The following is a 15,995-nucleotide window of genomic DNA, read 5'->3' as shown; positions in this document are numbered from 1 at the left end:
AGCGACCACCATCGGACGACTCCGCGCGCCAGGCCGGCGGCGTCGGCGGCGCCTCCGGCTCTCCTTGCCGCTACCGCTTCTCGAGCGTCACCGGTACGGCACTGCGCAACCGGGTACACCGAGGACACCGGACGAGCCGCCCGGGACCGAGCCGCTCGGCCTGCTGCATCGGGAACGAAGCGGTACTGAACACGTGCCCATCGGCACAGCGGACGACGGTGCGCTCCATCAAGTCCTGAAGTCCCTTCCCCAAGAGCCCTGTCCGGCTGCTACCCACCGGACCACGAAAGCCACATTACGGGACGAACGGGACGACCCTCCAGGCGGCACTCCGACCCCGCCCGACCCCACTTCCACGCCCACACCGTACGCCCCAACTCCGGCCGCCCGCAGCCGCATCCCTCCCCGGAGACGCACGCGGGCCCCGGGGCTTCATCGCCCGGGGCCCGGCATGAGGTAGAGTGACGGAGCGTTCCGACCCGGTGCGAACCGGCGTCTTACGCGGGTGTAGTTTAATGGTAGAACATCAGCTTCCCAAGCTGAGAGCGCGAGTTCGATTCTCGTCACCCGCTCCGTGAAGAAGGCCCAGGTCATCGACCGGGGCCTTTTTGCTGTGCTTGGCGGTCACTCGCCGCGTGTCGGAAACGTGCCGGGAGGGTGATCGTCGGGGGCGGTTCGGAGGGGTGTGGCGTGTCCTGTCGGGCGGCTGTGCGCAGGGCGGCGACGACGGCGCTGGTCGCCGTCTCGGTACGGCGTGTCGCGGCGAACAGCGGGCGCAGGATCGGGTGGTCCTCGATAAGCCGATGGCTGTCCGGCTCGTCGAGGTGTTGACCACCTCTTCGACCCCGTGAGCGAGCACCCGTGTCCGTCCCCGGTGAATGGCCCCCGCGCGCGCCGAAACCGGCACACGGCATCCAGCGGCGTCTGCGGGCATCGGCAGGCATCATGCAGGCGTGATCACCATTCATCTGAAGTACGAGATCGACGCCGACAAGATCGAGGATTTCGAGGAGTACGGTCGCCGCTGGGTCCGGCTCGTCAACCGGTTCGGCGGGACGCACCACGGCTACTTCCTGCCGAGTGAGGGCGACAGCGACATCGCCTACGCCCTCTTCTCCTTTCCCGGCCTGGCCGCGTACGAGCAGTACCGCACGGACAGCATGTCCGACCCGGAGTGCCAGGAAGCCATCCGACTGGCTCGGGACACCGGCTGCATCAGGCGGTACGAGCGCCGCTTCCTCCGGCCGCTCGACGGTGCGTCCCAGCCGACAGGAGGTGTGACGGGTTGAGCGAACCGCGGGCGCAGGATGGCGACGGTGCCGCCCGCGACACCCTCCCCGTCCACAGCCTGTGGACGGGGAGGCGGACAGAACGACTCTCGTCGCCCGTTGATCCCATCTCGACGGCTCGGAAGTCGCTTGTGGGGCAGTCGATCTGACGGACCGTCTGCGCGGTGATGCCACGACGGGGCACTCGACACCGGCGAGTCGAAAGCGAGGTGCGTGTGGGCCGTTCGGTCCGCGCGAACGACAACCGGGAGTCTTCGATGACGAGTTATGGCAGCTCATCCGCCGCGTCCTCCGGATCACGCACCAACGGTCTGGCGATCGCCAGTCTCTGCTGCGGCATCGTCGGACTGTTCATCCTGAACATCGTTTTGGGTCCACTGGCCATCATCTTCGGTGCCGTCTCCCGACGGCAGGCGGCGGTCAGGAACGGCGCCGGAATGGCGAAGGCCGGCATCATCCTCGGCATCGTCGACGTGGTGCTCTGGCTCGTACTCCTGGCCGTCGCCGCCAGCAACGGCGGCTTCAGCTGGTACGTGGGCGGCTGACGGTCGCGGATGCCGCCGAGACGACGCCCGGATGACACCGGATGGCAGCGCGACGGCGTCGGGACGACCGGGACGGCATCGCGGGTACGGGAGAGAAAAGTCCGTTATGGGGCTTTTCTGCGCATGAGCGGTGCCCAGGCGGATACCCGTACGGAATGGTGAGGACACTGAGGCCGCACAGGCGGCACGGCGAGCGCTCGGCCGACCGTGAGGGCGAGACAGGTCGGGGCCCGGCCACCGCCGGTCCCGACGAGCAGGTGGAGCGGCAGGCCCCCGACAAGCCCACCGACCTGCCGAAAGGCTCCTGGTCCGCGGTGCTGAAAGGCACCCTGAAGGAGTTCAAGAAGGACGAGCTGACCGACCGGGCAGCCGCCCTGACCTACTACTCGATCCTCGCGCTGTTCCCCGCGCTGCTGGCGCTGGTGTCGCTGCTCGGGATCGTCGGGCGGTCGGCCACGCAGACGGTCCTGGACAACATCCAGAAACTCGCGCCGGGCGCGGCTCAGGACGTCCTGCGCAACGCCGTGCAGCAGATGCAGGGCAAGGGCGGGATCGGCTCGGTCATGGCGATCGTGGGCCTGCTGCTGGCGGTCTGGTCGGCGTCCGGCTATGTCGCCGCGTTCATCCGCAGCGCCAACGCGGTCTACGACATACCCGAGGGCCGTCCGGTGTGGAAGGTGCTCCCGGTGCGGGTCGGCCTGACCGTGGTGCTCATGGTCATGGCGGTGATCAGCGCGCTGATCGTGGTGTTCACCGGCAGCCTGGCCCGGCAGGCCGGCACCACCCTCGGGCTCGGTGACACGGCGATGACCGTGTGGTCGATCGCCAAGTGGCCGGTGCTGGTGGTGCTGGTCACGGTGATGATCGCGGTCCTGTACTGGGCCAGCCCCAACGCGCGGGTGCGCGGCTTCCGCTGGATCACGCCAGGCAGCTTCCTGGCCCTGCTGATCTGGATGGCCGCGTCCGCCGGGTTCGCGCTGTACGTGGCGAACTTCGGCTCGTACAACAAGACCTACGGCGCCCTCGCCGGGGTGATCATCTTCCTGGTGTGGCTGTGGATCACCAACCTGGCCATCCTGCTCGGCCTGGAGTTCGACGCGGAGATGGTCCGCCAGCGCGCCGTAGCCGGGGGTCACCCGGCCGACGACGAGCCGTACGTCCAGCCACGCGACACCCGCGCGTGGGACGAGGAGGACCACCGCCGCCTCGGATCCTGACCCTCGCGCTCGGGACACGCGCGGTCAGGACACCGGCCGCCGTCGGCCCGGTTCCAGGGAAATGTGGGGGGACAGGGCCCGGAGGAAGTCCGGCGCGTCGAAGATCTCGCCGGCGGAGGCGACACCGACCGTGCGGGTCCGGCCCGTGAGGATGCGGTCCACCGCCTCCACCGCGAGCGGCGCGCTGACGGCGTAGATGTCCCGGCCGCTCGCCACGGCGCGTCGCTCGACGTCGCCGGATCGTACGACGGCCTCGACGAGGAAGGTCTGGTCGGACCGCCCGTTCCCGTCGGTCGCGGTCGGCGCCGGTGTGTCCGCGGTCGCCAGGTCCGTGGCCGCCTCGGTCGTCATATGGGTGCGTACGACAGGGATCGAGAGGTGACTGGGGACGGTGACCACATCCGCCATCGTGAAGTCCTCGACGACCTCCCTGGTGCCCAGTGGTTCGGGGAAGGGCCACTTCAGAAGCGTCGGCCGGTCGTCGTGGTACTCCAGCCGACCGCCGGAGTAGCGGACGCGTCGGCCGCCGCGCCGCTCCCGGGAGACCGCACCGGCGGTGCGTGTACCGGGGGTGGGGTGCCAACCGCTCAGTCCGTACGCGACGGTCGCCTCGTCGGCCGCCGTCCAGTCGCCCATCGCGACGGTGGTCAGCAGGTCGCCGAGCCCACCGTAGAAGGCCATCGCGGGGACGATCACCGCGCCCATCGCACGGGCCCGGTCCGCGAAGTGCGCGAACGTGTCGGCGTTGGCCTCGATCTCGGCCGCCACGTCGACGTACGGGATCCCGGCGCGCAGGGCCGCCTCGATCACCGGAGCGGCGGTCGTGGCGAAGGGCCCGGCGCAGTTGATCACGGCGTCCGCGCCGGCCAGGGCACGGTCGAGCGAGGCGGGGTCCTCCACCGACGCCGGCCGGACCTCCGGCCCGGTTGCGGACGCGGGTGCGGACGCCTCCGCCGCTGCGGCCGCCACCCGCAGCTTCCCGGCGTCACGGCCGGAGAGGACCGGGACGAACCCGCGGTCCCGCAGGTGCGCCACGACGAAGCGCCCGGTGTGGCCGTACGCGCCGTACACCGTCACCGTCCGCCCCGGGCCCTGCTTCGATGCTGATCCTGATACCGGTCCCATGGGTTCTCCCCCGCCCTCGAACGATCAGCGTGATCTCTGGTGATGCGTGCGATCCGTTGATCCGTGATCGGTGTGATCCGTCGAGAACATCCTGGCTACGGCGGGTGGCTCCCGGTGAGTGTCCGGAACGACACGCCCCGTACACTTTCGGACATGGGTACCGTCGCACTGGCCGTAACCGAGGGGATGCTGCACTTCGAACTGTCCATGGCGTACGAGGTGTTCGCCGCCGCTCCGGTCGGCGTCACCGTGCCCTGGTACGACGTCGAGGTGTGCGGGTCGGACGCCGTGCGGGTCGGTCGGTTCCGACTGGAGCCCGACCACGGGCTCGACCGTCTCGGCCGCCTCCGGCACACCGACACGGTGATCGTCCCCGGCTGGGCGGACGTCGACGAGGAGCCGCCCGCCGAACTCGTCGGCGCGGTGCGCGCGGCCCACGAGGCGGGTGCGCGCGTGGCCTCCCTGTGCACGGGCGCGTTCGTACTGGCCGCCGCCGGGCTGCTGGACGGCAGGCGCGCGACCACGCACTGGGCGCACACCGAGGTGCTGGCCGCCCGTCACCCGCTGCTGGACGTCGATCCCGACGTGCTCTATGTGGACAACGGCAGCGTGCTCACCTCGGCCGGCAAGGCCGCCGCGATGGACCTGTGCCTGCATCTGGTCCGTCTCGACCACGGCTCCTTCGTCGCCAACGCCGTCGCCCGCCGTCTGGTGGTGCCGCCGCACCGGGCGGGCGGCCAGGCCCAGTTCGTCGCCGCCCCGGTGCCCACCCGGGACGACCACCCGCTCGCCTCGCTGTTCCCCTGGGCGATCGAACGCCTCGACCGGCCGCTCACCGTGGAGGACCTGGCCCGCCGGGCGGGGATGAGCTCGCGCACGCTGGGCCGTCACTTCAGGTCGGCCACCGGCACCACTCCGCTGCAATGGCTGCTGACCCAGCGGATCCGCCGCGCCCAGGAGTTGCTGGAGACCACCGACGACGTCGTCGACGTCATCGCGACTGCCACCGGCATGGGCACCGCCACGACACTGCGTCGACACTTCAACCGCACGGTCGGCGTGCCCCCGGACACCTACCGCCGGACCTTCCGCTCACGGCCCGGCACCGACCCGACACCGACCACGCAGGTGCCGGTCACCTAGCTGCCCATCAGATAGCTGCCGGTTACACAGGCGCGAGACACACAAGAGCCGGCCACACAGGCGCGGGACACACAGGGCCGGGACACACAGGGCCGGCCACGCCGGTGCCCGCCCCACAGGTTCAGGGCGCGCTGCGCCGAGGAGGTCGGGGCCGTGACCCGGACCGGTGGTGGCCTGGGGTGGCGGCGGGCGCCGGGCCGACGCGGCGTCACGGCGGTTGCCCGTTCCTTCTCCCCGGGCCTGGCCCGAACCCCCGAGCGCCCGGGCCCGAGCCCGGCCCGCGTCCCGTTAAGCCCCCGGGCCACCGGGTACTCGGCAGCGCGTCCGGTAACCGCGACCACCTGTTTCACCTGGGAGAGAAGATGCCCGACTTCGGATACTTCCTGTCGTGCGAGGAGCACAGCCCGGCAGAACTCGTCGAACAGGCCCGGATGGCCGAGCAGGCCGGCTTCGACTCTCTCTGGATCTCGGACCACTATCACCCGTGGAACGACCGGCAGGGCTCGAGTCCGTTCGTGTGGACAGTGATCGGCGCCCTGTCACAAGCCGTCTCGCTGCCCGTCGAAACCGCGGTGACCTGCCCTCTCGTCCGCACCCACCCCGCCGTGATCGCCCAGGCGGCCGCCACCAGCGCGGCCCAGCTGGGCGGCCGTTTCCGGTTGGGGGTAGGTACCGGCGAGGCGCTCAACGAGCACATCCTGGGCACGCCGTGGCCGGAGGCGTCGGTGCGTCTGGAGATGCTGGAGGAGGCGCTGCAGATCATCCGTCAGCTGTTCACCGGCGAGCAGACGAGCCACTACGGCAAGCACTACACGGTGGAGAACGCCCGTCTGTACACGCTGCCCGACGAGCCGGTGCCCATCGATGTCTCCGCCTTCGGCCCGCAGGCCGCGGAGGTCGCGGCACGCATCGGCGACGGCCTGATCACGATGATGCCCGACACCGCCCTGGTCGAACGCTTCCGTCGCGGTGGCGGCGGCACCAAGCCGGTGTACGGCGGGACGAAGGTGTGCTGGGGCCCGGACCGCCAGGAGGCGATCCGCACGGTGCACCACCTGTGGGCCAACGAGCAGCTGCCCGGGGAGCTGCCACAGATCCTGCCCACCCCACGCCATTTCGAGCAGGCGTCCGAGCTGGTCACGGAGGAGCAGGTCGCGGACTCCGTACCGTGCGGCGACGATCCCGACGCGCACATCGAGGCGCTGTCCGCGTTCGTCGACGCGGGGTTCGACACCGTCTACGTCAACCAGATCGGCAAGGACCAGCAGGGCTTCTTCGACTTCTACCGTACGAAGGTGCTGCCGGCACTGCGGGGCTGACAGCCACGACCCGACGTCCCCCGTACGACCACGACGAGGCCGAACTGCTCGTGAGCGGACTGCTCGTGAGTGAACTGCCGTGAGTGGACTGCTCATGGCCGCTGCTCGTTGCCGACTGCCCATGGCCGACTGTCCGTAGCCAACTGCTCGTGGCCGACTGTCCGTAGCCGACTGCCTCGTGGTCGTACGTCCGCCGGGTCGTGCCCGTCCTCGCGGAGGGCCGGCGCGGCCCGGGGTGTCAGTCCCGGACGAGCTGGTCGGCCAGGCGGTGCGCCTGGGCCAGCAGCGTTCCGTACGTCACCAGTGCGTCCGGGTCGTCGGGCACGGCTCCCGGCAGCCGCCGACGGAACTCCTCGAGGGTGCGGTGGAGTTCCGCGACCGCTTCGCGCAGTTGCTCCGCCGCACGATCGCCCGGTTCGCCGGTTCCGCCGGGGTCGCCCGGGGCGAACCGGGTCCGTGCGTAGAGCCGGACGGCACGCGCCGTGTGGCGCAGGAAGTCCGCGTAGGCGCGGGTGATGCCCGCCGGCGGCCGGGCCTCCTCCCCGCGCTCCGCGATCTCCCACACGGTCCGGGTGACTCCCACGGTGTGGACGGCGACCTGGTCGAGCACGATCAGGGCGTCGTCGTAGGCCTTCTCACGCGGGGAGAGGAGCCGGGTGCGACGCCCCCGCGGGTTGCCGCGCATGCTCTCCCGGCTCCAGCCGATCGCCGACCGCGCCTGGTCGACCAGCCGCCCCAGCCGCAGGGCCCGCTCGTGGCGGCTCCCGGCCGCCTGCCCGTCCCACTCGCCGTCGGCCAGCCCGTCGGCCACCGCGTCCAGGATCTCCCGCGCCTCACGGGCCGCGTCCTCCAGTGCGGCGCGGGCGTCACGCAGGTAGACCGGCGGCCTGATGAGCACGTTGACCGCCACCCCGACCACCGCGCCGAAGGCGGCCTCCGTGATCCGCGCGGCCGAAAGGGCGACGCTCACCTGGCCACCGGTCAGCACGAAGAGGGCGCCGGTGGCGGCGTAGACGCCCTGGCTTCCCAGGCGCCGCCACTGGCCGAGCAGCAGCACCGCCGGAAGGACCAGGGCCATGGCGGCCATGGTGCTGCCCAGCGCCAGCGACACGGCCGTCGCCACCACCGTGCCCACCCCGATCGCCGCGAGCTGCTGGAGCCCGTGCGCCACGGACCGATACACCGTCGACTCCACCAGCACGACCGCGACCCACGGCGCCACGAACGCCATCGGGGCGTCGAGCCACCAGCCCACCACCGCCCACGCCAGCCATGCGGCCAGCGCCGCCTTGCCCGCCTGCACCGCCAGGTCCCGCTCCCGGCCCGGGCTCCGCACCGCCCGCCGCACCGCGGCGACGGCGGACCCGGTCCAGCGGCGGACGGCCCGGGCCGCCCAGGTCGCCCCATGTGTCCACTCCATGGGACAGCGAGTGCCACATCTGGGACGAGACGCACCTGCCGATCACGATCTCCCTCGTCGACCTTCAAACGCGAGCGACCCGGGCGACCCGAGTGACTGCCGGGCGACCCGAGGGACCCGGGCGACCCGGCACGGTGTCACGGTCCGAGGATCCGCGGGGCGGGATGCCGATCAGAGGGTCGAACCGGGATCGCCGGGCCGGATGCGGCCCCGCCAGGCGCCCGTCTCGCCGCCGCGCTGCTCGATGTAGTCCTTGAAGCGGTGCAGGTCACCCTTGACCCGGCGGTCGATCATGCCGAGCATGTCCGCACCCTTCTCGGCCATGCCGGTGGGCTCGACGTCCATGGTGAGCTCCACCCGGGTGTGGCTGTCGTCCAGGCGCTCGAACCGGACCGACCCCCGCTGCCGTGACTCGCCGTCGACGACCCGCCAGGTGATCCGGTCGTCCGGCAGCTGGTCGACGATCTCGGTGTCGAACTCCCGCCGCACCCCGCCGATCTTGGTGGTCCAGTGGTTGTGCCGCTCGTCGAGCTGGCGCACCTCCTCGACGCCCTCCATGAAGTTCGGGAACTCCTCGAACTGCGTCCACTGGTTGTAGGCCGTGTGGACGGGGACCTCGACGTCCACCGCTTCCTTCACCGTGCTCATCGTTCCTCCTCCTCGCTGTCGGTCGTTCCGTTCGGCAGACGGCCGGGTACCCGGTGCGCAGGAATGAAGACCAACATATGAGGGCGTATCGCGGCGTATCCCGGCGTCCGGCGGGCACTCGGCCGCCATGAACGCCGAGACAGGAACCCACGGCTCCTACTGGCTGGAGACCGCGCCCCCCGGCGCCGCCGCACCCCCGCCCTCCGGTGACCTCACCGTCGACGTCGCCGTGGTCGGCGGCGGCATCGCCGGGCTCAGCACGGCCTGGGAGCTGGTCCGGCAGGGACGTGAGGTGGCCGTGCTGGAGGCGGACCGGATCGCCGCCGGGGTCACCGGCCACACGACGGCCAAGCTGACCGCCCAGCACACCCTGATCTACGACCATCTGCGGCGCACCCGCGGCCCGGAGGGCGCCGCCCTGTACGCGCGCTCGCAGAGTGAGGCGATCCGGCACGCCGCCGACATCGTCGGCGAACTCGGCATCGACTGCGCATGGGAGGAGGCGGCGGCCTTCACCTACGCCGAGGACCCGCGGCACGTCGCGGAGTTGCGGGCGGAGGCCGAGGCCGCACGCGAGGCGGGGCTTCCGGCCGAGTTCGTGACCGAGACCGAGCTGCCCTTCGCGGTCGCCGGCGCGGTCCGGGTGAGCGGACAGGCGCAGTTCCACCCCCGCAAGTACCTGCTGGCGCTCACCGAGGACCTGGTCCGGCGGGGCGGCACGGTGTACGAGGGGACACGGGTCGTCGGGCTCACCGAGGGCGAACCGTGCGTCCTGCGCACCGAAACCGGTGTGTCGATCCGTGCCCGCGAGGTCGTGGTCGCCACGCACTACCCGGTGTTCGACCGGGCCCTGCTGTTCACCCGGCTCAGTCCGCGCAGAGAACTCGTCGTCGCGGCGGCCATCGACGAGGACCGCGCCCCGCGCGACATGTACATCACGCCGGAGCGGTCCACCCGTTCCGTGCGCACCGCTCCGTACCGCGACGGTGAGCGCCTGCTGATCGTCACCGGGGAACACTTCACTCCCGGCACCGCCGACGCCGAGGAGGGGTTCGCCCGGCTGACCGCCTGGGCCGACGACCACTTCAGCGGGCTCACCTTCACCCACCGCTGGGCCACCCAGGACAACGACTCGACCGACTCGGTACCTCTCGTCGGACCCCTCCACCACGGCAGCCGGCACACCTATGTGGCCACCGGCTTCGGCGGCTGGGGCATGAGTGGCGGCATCATGGCGGGCCGTCTCCTCAGCGACCTGGTCAACGGCCGCGAGGCCGAGTGGAGCGGCCTCTACGATCCGCGCCGGCTGACGTCCGTGGTCCGCGAGGGAGCCACCTTCCTGAAGCACCAGGCCCAGGTGGCCCGGCACTTCGTCGGCGACCGGCTGCCGTCGGTGACGGCCCCCGCGCCGGACGACATCCCCCCGGGTCACGGCGCCGTACTGCGCCTGGGCGGACGGCAGTACGCCGTCCACCGGGACGAGGACGGTTCCCTCCAGGCGGTCTCGGCGCGCTGCACCCACCTCGGCTGCATCGTGGCCTTCAACCAGGGCGAGCAGGCCTGGGAGTGCCCCTGCCACGGCTCGCGCTTCGCCCCGGACGGACAGGTCCTGCAAGGCCCGGCGGTCCAGCCGCTGGAGAAGCGGGACCTTCCGGAGTAGGGGGCGTCCTCCTCGGCTCCGCCCGCGCGTCCGGCGGCCCCGTGGCCCGGACGGCCACACATACGAGCGGCGCGCCCGTGCCCTGGAGGGCCAGGCGCGCCGCCTGTTGCGCGCCGGTGTGCCGAGTCAGGTGTTCATCGGCTCACCGGTTCGGGGTCGGTCAGTGGCGGTTGCCGTGATTGCCGCCGTGGTTGCCGCCGTGGTGACGGTTGCGGCCCCAGGACTCGTCGTCGACGAAGCGGCCGTGGTCGTTGCGCAGGGTGGCGGTGTCGGAGCGGTTGTCCCACACCTCCTTGTGGCGGTCCTGGAAGAGGTCCCCGCGGGTGTCGCGGCCCTCACCGGTGTGGATCCGGACGGTGGCGCGGCCCTCCAGGCGGTAGTGGTCGAAGGTGTAGGCGCGGCCGTCCTCGTTCTCGAGGGTCCAGCCGTCGAGGTTGATCGTGTGGCGCGTGGTGTTGGTGAGTTCCACCCACTCCCTGTTCAGCGAGCTCCGGGAGCGGTCGTCACGTCCGGGGGCGTCGTACTGGACGGCGCTGATCCGCACCTCGGGGCGGTCGGGACGAGCGTGGTCGGACGCGGAGGCCGGCAGTGCCATGGCGCCGACCACGGCGCCGGCCGTGAGGGCGGCGGCGGTCAGGCGACGGGCGGTGACAGAAGCGGAAGTGGACAAAGAGTTCCCCTGGGATGTGCGGGCACCTTTCCACTGCGGCCTTCGAGGACGCCGTGGAAGTCGATGCGATGTGCGGGTGCGGTCGGCTGGCCGCACACACACTCTGTCCACGGGGTGCGGAAGATGGGTGGGAAACGTGGCGTGTGTTACGTGTTGTCCATATCTCTGTGACTCTCGGCTGCAACGTCCATGTAAGTGAACGTGTCGCGAAGTTGACGTCCCGACAGCCGACACCCTCTTACGGGAGCTGACCTGTGCCGCCCGGACGCCATGTCACGCCACCCCACCGGAAGACGGGCCGTCACTCGAAAGTGGGTAACGGTCGGCGTCGGTGAGCGGCGGACGGCGTGGACCGGCGGGTCGCGGCCGCCCCGCGGCATCCGGAGGCGGTCGGCGCGGGGAGCCGGTCGGCGGACGCGAAGCGGGGGCGGACGGCCTAGAGGTAGTCCTCGAGGCGGGCGACCGTGAAACCCTGTTCCTGGATGTGCCGCAGCATGTTCGCCGTCATCTCGGTCATGGTCGTGCCCTTGAGCTCGGACGGTCCACGGAAGTGGGCCAGCACGATGTCGCCCGGGTGGAGCTGCTTGTCGCCGCGCTGGTACTGCATGTTCTTGATCTGCATGGACTCGCGCCACAGGACGATCGCCTCGATGCCGCAGGACGCGGCGGCGGCCCGGGTGTCCTCGTTCCAGTTGCCGTAGGGCGGCCGGAACAGCCGGGGCGCGGTGCCGTATCGATCCTTCAGCTTGGTCTGCTGGCCGCAGATCTCGCGTTTCTGCGCGGCCGCGCCCAGGGTGCGCAGGTTCGGGTGGGTCAGCGTGTGGTTCTGGACGCCGTCGCCGAGAGCCTGGAGCCTGCCGAAGTAGCCGTAGTCCGCGCTGATGGCGGAGTCCGTCAGGAACATCGTGAAGGGGATCTTCAGTTCCCGCATCATCGTCAGGAACTCCGGGTCCTTCTCCGCGCCGTCGTCGAAGGTGAGAAAGACGATCTTCTCCTGGGTGGGTATCTCGCTGATCACCGGCACCGGGCCGGCGGCGGCCGGCAGCCCGACCGGCTTGGCGTCGGGCGGGGCGGGCGCCGCGGCCAGCGGTTCGAGGCCCCACTTGGCGTATGCCGCCTCGACGCCCGCCCGCGCGCCCGCCTCGCCGCCGGGTGACCCGGTGGGCGACCCGGTGGGCGCCACGGAGCGGGACGGGGCGGTGGGGCGGCGGGACTCCGCCGGGGGCTCGGTCGCGCAGCCCGTCGCGACACCCGTCACGAGAAGGACGCAGGCCAGCGCCGCTCCCCTGATCCGCCTGTCCATCGCGTGCACCCCATGTCATCCGTACGCCTCGGCCCGCCCACTGCTTGATGTCGAACGGACGTCCGAGGTTCCGCTCCGGAGCGGACCAGGTGCCGCGTCTCCCCGGCGCGGGCGGACACGGGATGATGGCCGGTATGCGCATCCGCATCGACGCCGTCGACCTGCCCGGCCTCACCCGACCGGCCTCCGCCGACGGCAGGGTCCCCGCGTACGGCAACCTGCACGTCGCCGTGCAGCGCCGCGACCGTCCGGCCGAGCTGCTCGAGCCGCAGCCCGGCGACGCGCCGTCCGCGACCTGGACCCTGGACTGCACCACGAGCGCCTCCCCGAACGGCATCGAGGTCAGGGGGCCCTACGTCCAGGACCGTCTGGGCCGGCGGTTCGTCTACCTGTCGTGGGGAACGGTCGACGGATCGGGCGTCTTCACGATGTTCCGCCGCGCCAAGCTCATGCTCGACGCCGTCCCGGCCGACGTGCTCGACGCCGCCGCCCGGGGCGGACTGCTGGTCGGACGCCTCGGTCTCACCGACGCGCAGGGCGGGCCCCTCTGCGCACGCGTCGAGCCCCCACGCATCACCTGGACCGCCGGACGCGCCGACTAGAGCGCCTTGGCTACGCTTGGCATCAGTGCCTGATTCGGGGCAATCGCGGACAAATGCCCTAAGGAACCGAAGATGGGTCTCGGTGCCGGCCGTCCGGCCGTGAAACGCAGGTCCCGCACCCGCGCGTCCCTGGCGGTCGCCGCCGGTCCCCTCCTGGCCAGGGCCTGCGGCGGAAGCGAGGGGGACGGCGACGGTGACGGCAGTCTCACCGTGGGGGTGCTGCTCCCGGGCGGCGGGGCCTCACGCTTCGGACAGTTCGACAAGCCCCTGCTCCAGCGGCAGCTGAAGCGGCTCTGCCCGGACCGCCCGGCGCCGACCGTCGCCGCCACGTCCGACCCGGCCGTCCAGCGGCAGCAGATCGAGTCCATGATCACCCGACAGGTGGACGTACCGATCCTCGCCGCCGTCGACCCCCAGCTGCTGCGCCCGTCGGTCGAGGCCGCGCACCGGGCCGGTATCCCGGCCGCCGCCTACGACCGGCTCGCCCAGGGCCCGATCTCCGGACACGTGACCTTCGACGGCGCGACGGTCGGCAGGCTCCAGGGCGAGGCGCTCCTGAAGGCCATGGCCGCCGAGGCCCGCGGCGACAGGATCGTCATGACGAACGGCGCCACGACCGAGGACGTCCCGGCGGTCCTGCTCCCGTCCGTCCCGGTGACCGTCGGCACTATCAAGGACACTGTGGTCAAGGACGGTATGTACACCGTCGACCAGCTATGCACCCCCGAGCTCAGGTCCGCCCGCGACAAGGCCGGACTCACGTGACGCGTCTTCCCCGAAGGCGGAAGGAGGTGACCCCGTGGCGGCTCAGCCCTTGCTCGCGTTGCGCGGTGTCTCCAAGCGGTTCGCCGCCGTCCAGGCACTGGCGGACGTCGAGCTGGAGATCAGGGCCGGGGAGGTGGTCGCTCTCATGGGCGACAACGCCGCCGGTAAGTCCACCCTGGTCAAGGTGATCTCGGGGGTCGGCCCAGCCGACCGGGGCGTCATCGAGTGGCAGGGCAGTGCCGTCCAGATCAGGCGTCCGCAGGACGCCCAGATGCTGGGGATCGCGACCGTCTACCAGGACCTCGCGATGTGCGGCAACCTCGACGTCGTCGCCAACCTCTTCCTCGGCCGGGAGATCCACCGGCTCGGCATCCTCGACGAGGTGGAGATGGAACGCCGCACCCGCGAACTGCTCAAGACCCTGTCCATCCGCATCCCGGACGTGCGCGTGCCGCTCGCCACCCTGTCCGGCGGCCAGCGGCAGGTCGTCGCGATCACCCGGTCGTTCCTGGGCGAGCCCCGCCTGATCCTGCTCGACGAGCCCACCGCCTCCCTGGGCATCGAGCAGACGAGCCAGCTCCTCGACCTCATCGAGGAGCTGCGCGACCGGGGCCTCGGGGTGCTCCTCATCAGCCACAACATGGGGGACATCAAGGCCGTCGCCGACCGGGTCGCCGTCCTTCGCCTCGGTCGCAACAACGGCTTCTTCGACGTCACCACCACCTCCCAGGAACAGATCATCGCCTCGATCACCGGCGCGTCGGACAACGCCGTGGCGCACCGCACGACCCGCCCGGAGGAAGCGTGGCCCTGAGGGGGAGGAGAGACCCCGACCACGCCTCGACTCGCTGACACGGCGCTCCGCGGAGTCGCGCGGCCGGGTCCGGGAGTGGCCGCAGCGGCGGCCCGGAGCACCACCCCGGGCCGCCGCCGTCGCGGCAGCGAATCACTGGTGACGCGCGCGAGCCGTCACGACGCGGTGGGGACTTCCGGCGTCTTCCGGCATTGTCCGGCCCTGGAAAGATCGGTGATCTTCCGAAACATTCGAAGATATGGCCAGTGTTCATTTGATCTTGCATTTACCGATCTTGCTCAGGTGAATTGACGAAGAAGCCCCGATAGGCCCTTGAGCAGCGCATATATGCCCCCGCGCATGCCACACAGACTCCGAATGTTTCGAAGCGTAAACCGAAAGTATTGACAGTTGTCGTGCCCCGGCCAACACTGGCGCCGTCATCGGCCGTATGAGGACGAGGAGGAAGCACGCACATGAAAACCGCACCCGCACAGCGACTCAGGCTGCTCATCAGCGGTGTCTGCACCATGCTGCTGGTCGCCGTGGCCGCGCTCACCCTGCCCGGCACCGCACACGCCGACACGGTGGTCACCACGAACCAGACCGGCACCAACAACGGCTACTACTACTCGTTCTGGACCGACTCGCAGGGCACGGTCTCGATGAACCTGGGCTCCGGCGGCAACTACAGCACCTCATGGAGCAACACCGGGAACTTCGTCGCAGGAAAGGGCTGGAGCACCGGTGGGCGCCGCAGCGTCACCTACTCGGGCACCTTCAACCCGTCCGGCAACGCCTACCTGGCCCTCTACGGATGGACGTCGAATCCGCTCGTGGAGTACTACATCGTCGACAACTGGGGCACCTACCGGCCCACCGGCACGCACATGGGGACCGTCACCAGCGACGGCGGTACGTACGACATCTACAAGACGACGCGCTACAACGCCCCGTCCGTCGAGGGCACCAAGACCTTCGACCAGTACTGGAGCGTCCGGCAGTCGAAGCGGACGGGCGGCACCATCACCACCGGCAACCACTTCGACGCCTGGGCCCGCGCCGGAATGCCCCTCGGCAACTTCAGCTACTACATGATCCTCGCCACCGAGGGATACCAGAGCAGCGGCAACTCCAACATCACGGTGGACGGCGCCGGTTCGGGCGGTGGCGGTGGCGGTGGCGGCGGTGGCGGTGCCTGCACCGCGACCCTGTCCGCGGGCCAGCAGTGGAGCGACCGGTACAACCTCAACGTCGCGGTCACCGGTTCCAGCAACTGGACCGTGACCATGAACGTGCCCTCCCCGGCGAAGGTCCTCTCCACCTGGAACATCAGCGCCGCCTATCCCAGCGCCCAGGTACTGACCGCCAAACCCAACGGCAGCGGCAACAACTTCGGCGTCACCATCCAGCCCAACGGCAACTGGACCTGGCCGACGGTCTCCTGCACCGCGAGCTGACCCCCACCCCCCGCACCAGGCTGGAGGAGCACTCCG

Annotated in this window: 15 protein-coding genes and 1 tRNA gene; 11 read left to right on the top strand and 5 right to left on the bottom strand. The window is 70.8% G+C overall.

Translation table 11 applies throughout. The features are described 5' to 3' along the window. The first annotated feature begins 501 nt into the window (after nucleotides 1-501). The 4 genes from QF030_RS22740 (at nucleotide 502) to QF030_RS22725 (ending at nucleotide 3,051) form a co-directional block, all read left to right on the top strand. Nucleotides 502-572: transfer RNA gene (locus QF030_RS22740), tRNA-Gly, on the top strand. Between the two features lie 381 nt (nucleotides 573-953). Then, nucleotides 954-1,289 carry an NIPSNAP family protein gene (locus QF030_RS22735; protein WP_307164482.1) on the top strand — a complete coding sequence of 112 codons (336 nt, stop codon included), beginning with the start codon at nucleotides 954-956 and terminating at the stop codon, nucleotides 1,287-1,289. 257 nt (nucleotides 1,290-1,546) lie between these two features. Continuing rightward, a complete protein-coding gene (locus tag QF030_RS22730) occupies nucleotides 1,547-1,834 on the top strand; it encodes a DUF4190 domain-containing protein (RefSeq protein WP_307167658.1) in 288 nt (95 codons plus the stop codon). A 155-nt stretch (nucleotides 1,835-1,989) separates the two neighbouring features. Further along, nucleotides 1,990-3,051 carry a YihY/virulence factor BrkB family protein gene (locus QF030_RS22725; protein ID WP_307164481.1) on the top strand — a complete coding sequence of 354 codons (1,062 nt, stop codon included), beginning with the start codon at nucleotides 1,990-1,992 and terminating at the stop codon, nucleotides 3,049-3,051. A 24-nt stretch (nucleotides 3,052-3,075) separates the two neighbouring features. Here the strand turns inward: QF030_RS22725 and QF030_RS22720 are convergent, their stop codons facing one another. Beyond that, nucleotides 3,076-4,176: a saccharopine dehydrogenase NADP-binding domain-containing protein gene (locus tag QF030_RS22720; RefSeq protein WP_307164480.1), complete on the bottom strand. Its 1,101-nt coding sequence runs from the start codon at nucleotides 4,174-4,176 to the stop codon at nucleotides 3,076-3,078. 153 nt (nucleotides 4,177-4,329) lie between these two features. Between QF030_RS22720 and QF030_RS22715 the strand changes: the two genes are divergently transcribed. Together QF030_RS22715 and QF030_RS22710 are read left to right on the top strand one after the other, a co-directional pair. Next, nucleotides 4,330-5,319, top strand: coding sequence for a helix-turn-helix domain-containing protein (locus tag QF030_RS22715; RefSeq protein ID WP_307164479.1), 990 nt, complete (start codon nucleotides 4,330-4,332; stop codon nucleotides 5,317-5,319). Nucleotides 5,320-5,681: 362 nt separating this feature from the next. Continuing rightward, nucleotides 5,682-6,638 carry an LLM class F420-dependent oxidoreductase gene (locus tag QF030_RS22710; protein ID WP_307164478.1) on the top strand — a complete coding sequence of 319 codons (957 nt, stop codon included), beginning with the start codon at nucleotides 5,682-5,684 and terminating at the stop codon, nucleotides 6,636-6,638. Between the two features lie 238 nt (nucleotides 6,639-6,876). On the opposite strand, the gene QF030_RS22705 is transcribed toward QF030_RS22710, so the two are convergent. Together QF030_RS22705 and QF030_RS22700 are read right to left on the bottom strand one after the other, a co-directional pair. Beyond that, nucleotides 6,877-8,058, bottom strand: coding sequence for an aromatic acid exporter family protein (locus QF030_RS22705; protein WP_307164477.1), 1,182 nt, complete (start codon nucleotides 8,056-8,058; stop codon nucleotides 6,877-6,879). A 171-nt stretch (nucleotides 8,059-8,229) separates the two neighbouring features. Then, on the bottom strand, nucleotides 8,230-8,706 hold the full coding sequence (locus tag QF030_RS22700) for an SRPBCC family protein (protein ID WP_307164476.1): 477 nt from the start codon (nucleotides 8,704-8,706) through the stop codon (nucleotides 8,230-8,232). A 127-nt stretch (nucleotides 8,707-8,833) separates the two neighbouring features. Here QF030_RS22700 and QF030_RS22695 point away from each other — a divergent pair, with 127 nt between their 5' ends. Further along, a complete protein-coding gene (locus tag QF030_RS22695) occupies nucleotides 8,834-10,366 on the top strand; it encodes an FAD-dependent oxidoreductase (RefSeq protein ID WP_307164475.1) in 1,533 nt (510 codons plus the stop codon). A 160-nt stretch (nucleotides 10,367-10,526) separates the two neighbouring features. On the opposite strand, the gene QF030_RS22690 is transcribed toward QF030_RS22695, so the two are convergent. Both QF030_RS22690 and QF030_RS22685 read right to left on the bottom strand, forming a co-directional pair. Further along, nucleotides 10,527-11,036 (bottom strand): lamin tail domain-containing protein, encoded by a 510-nt coding sequence (locus tag QF030_RS22690; RefSeq protein ID WP_307164474.1) that lies wholly within the window; start codon nucleotides 11,034-11,036, stop codon nucleotides 10,527-10,529. 436 nt (nucleotides 11,037-11,472) lie between these two features. After that, entirely contained in the window at nucleotides 11,473-12,339 is an 867-nt protein-coding gene (locus QF030_RS22685; RefSeq protein ID WP_307164473.1) for a polysaccharide deacetylase family protein, read from the bottom strand. A 134-nt stretch (nucleotides 12,340-12,473) separates the two neighbouring features. Between QF030_RS22685 and QF030_RS22680 the strand changes: the two genes are divergently transcribed. The 4 genes from QF030_RS22680 to QF030_RS22665 all read left to right on the top strand — a co-directional run bounded on the left by QF030_RS22680 (nucleotide 12,474) and on the right by QF030_RS22665 (nucleotide 15,959). After that, a complete protein-coding gene (locus tag QF030_RS22680; RefSeq protein WP_307164472.1) occupies nucleotides 12,474-12,941 on the top strand; it encodes a DUF5990 family protein in 468 nt (155 codons plus the stop codon). Between the two features lie 72 nt (nucleotides 12,942-13,013). Beyond that, nucleotides 13,014-13,706, top strand: coding sequence for a substrate-binding domain-containing protein (locus QF030_RS22675; RefSeq protein ID WP_307164471.1), 693 nt, complete (start codon nucleotides 13,014-13,016; stop codon nucleotides 13,704-13,706). A 34-nt stretch (nucleotides 13,707-13,740) separates the two neighbouring features. Continuing rightward, nucleotides 13,741-14,520 carry an ATP-binding cassette domain-containing protein gene (locus QF030_RS22670; RefSeq protein ID WP_307164470.1) on the top strand — a complete coding sequence of 260 codons (780 nt, stop codon included), beginning with the start codon at nucleotides 13,741-13,743 and terminating at the stop codon, nucleotides 14,518-14,520. A gap of 455 nt (nucleotides 14,521-14,975) precedes the next feature. After that, nucleotides 14,976-15,959, top strand: a complete 984-nt coding sequence (locus QF030_RS22665; RefSeq protein ID WP_373428793.1) for a glycoside hydrolase family 11 protein — start codon at nucleotides 14,976-14,978, stop codon at nucleotides 15,957-15,959. Nucleotides 15,960-15,995: the final 36 nt, after the last annotated feature.

Source organism: Streptomyces rishiriensis, assembly GCF_030815485.1.
In the GTDB taxonomy this organism is placed as follows: Bacteria; Actinomycetota; Actinomycetes; order Streptomycetales; family Streptomycetaceae; genus Streptomyces; species Streptomyces rishiriensis_A.
The sequence above is the reverse complement of the archived record's forward strand: the minus strand, read 5'-3'. Positions and strand labels throughout refer to the sequence as shown.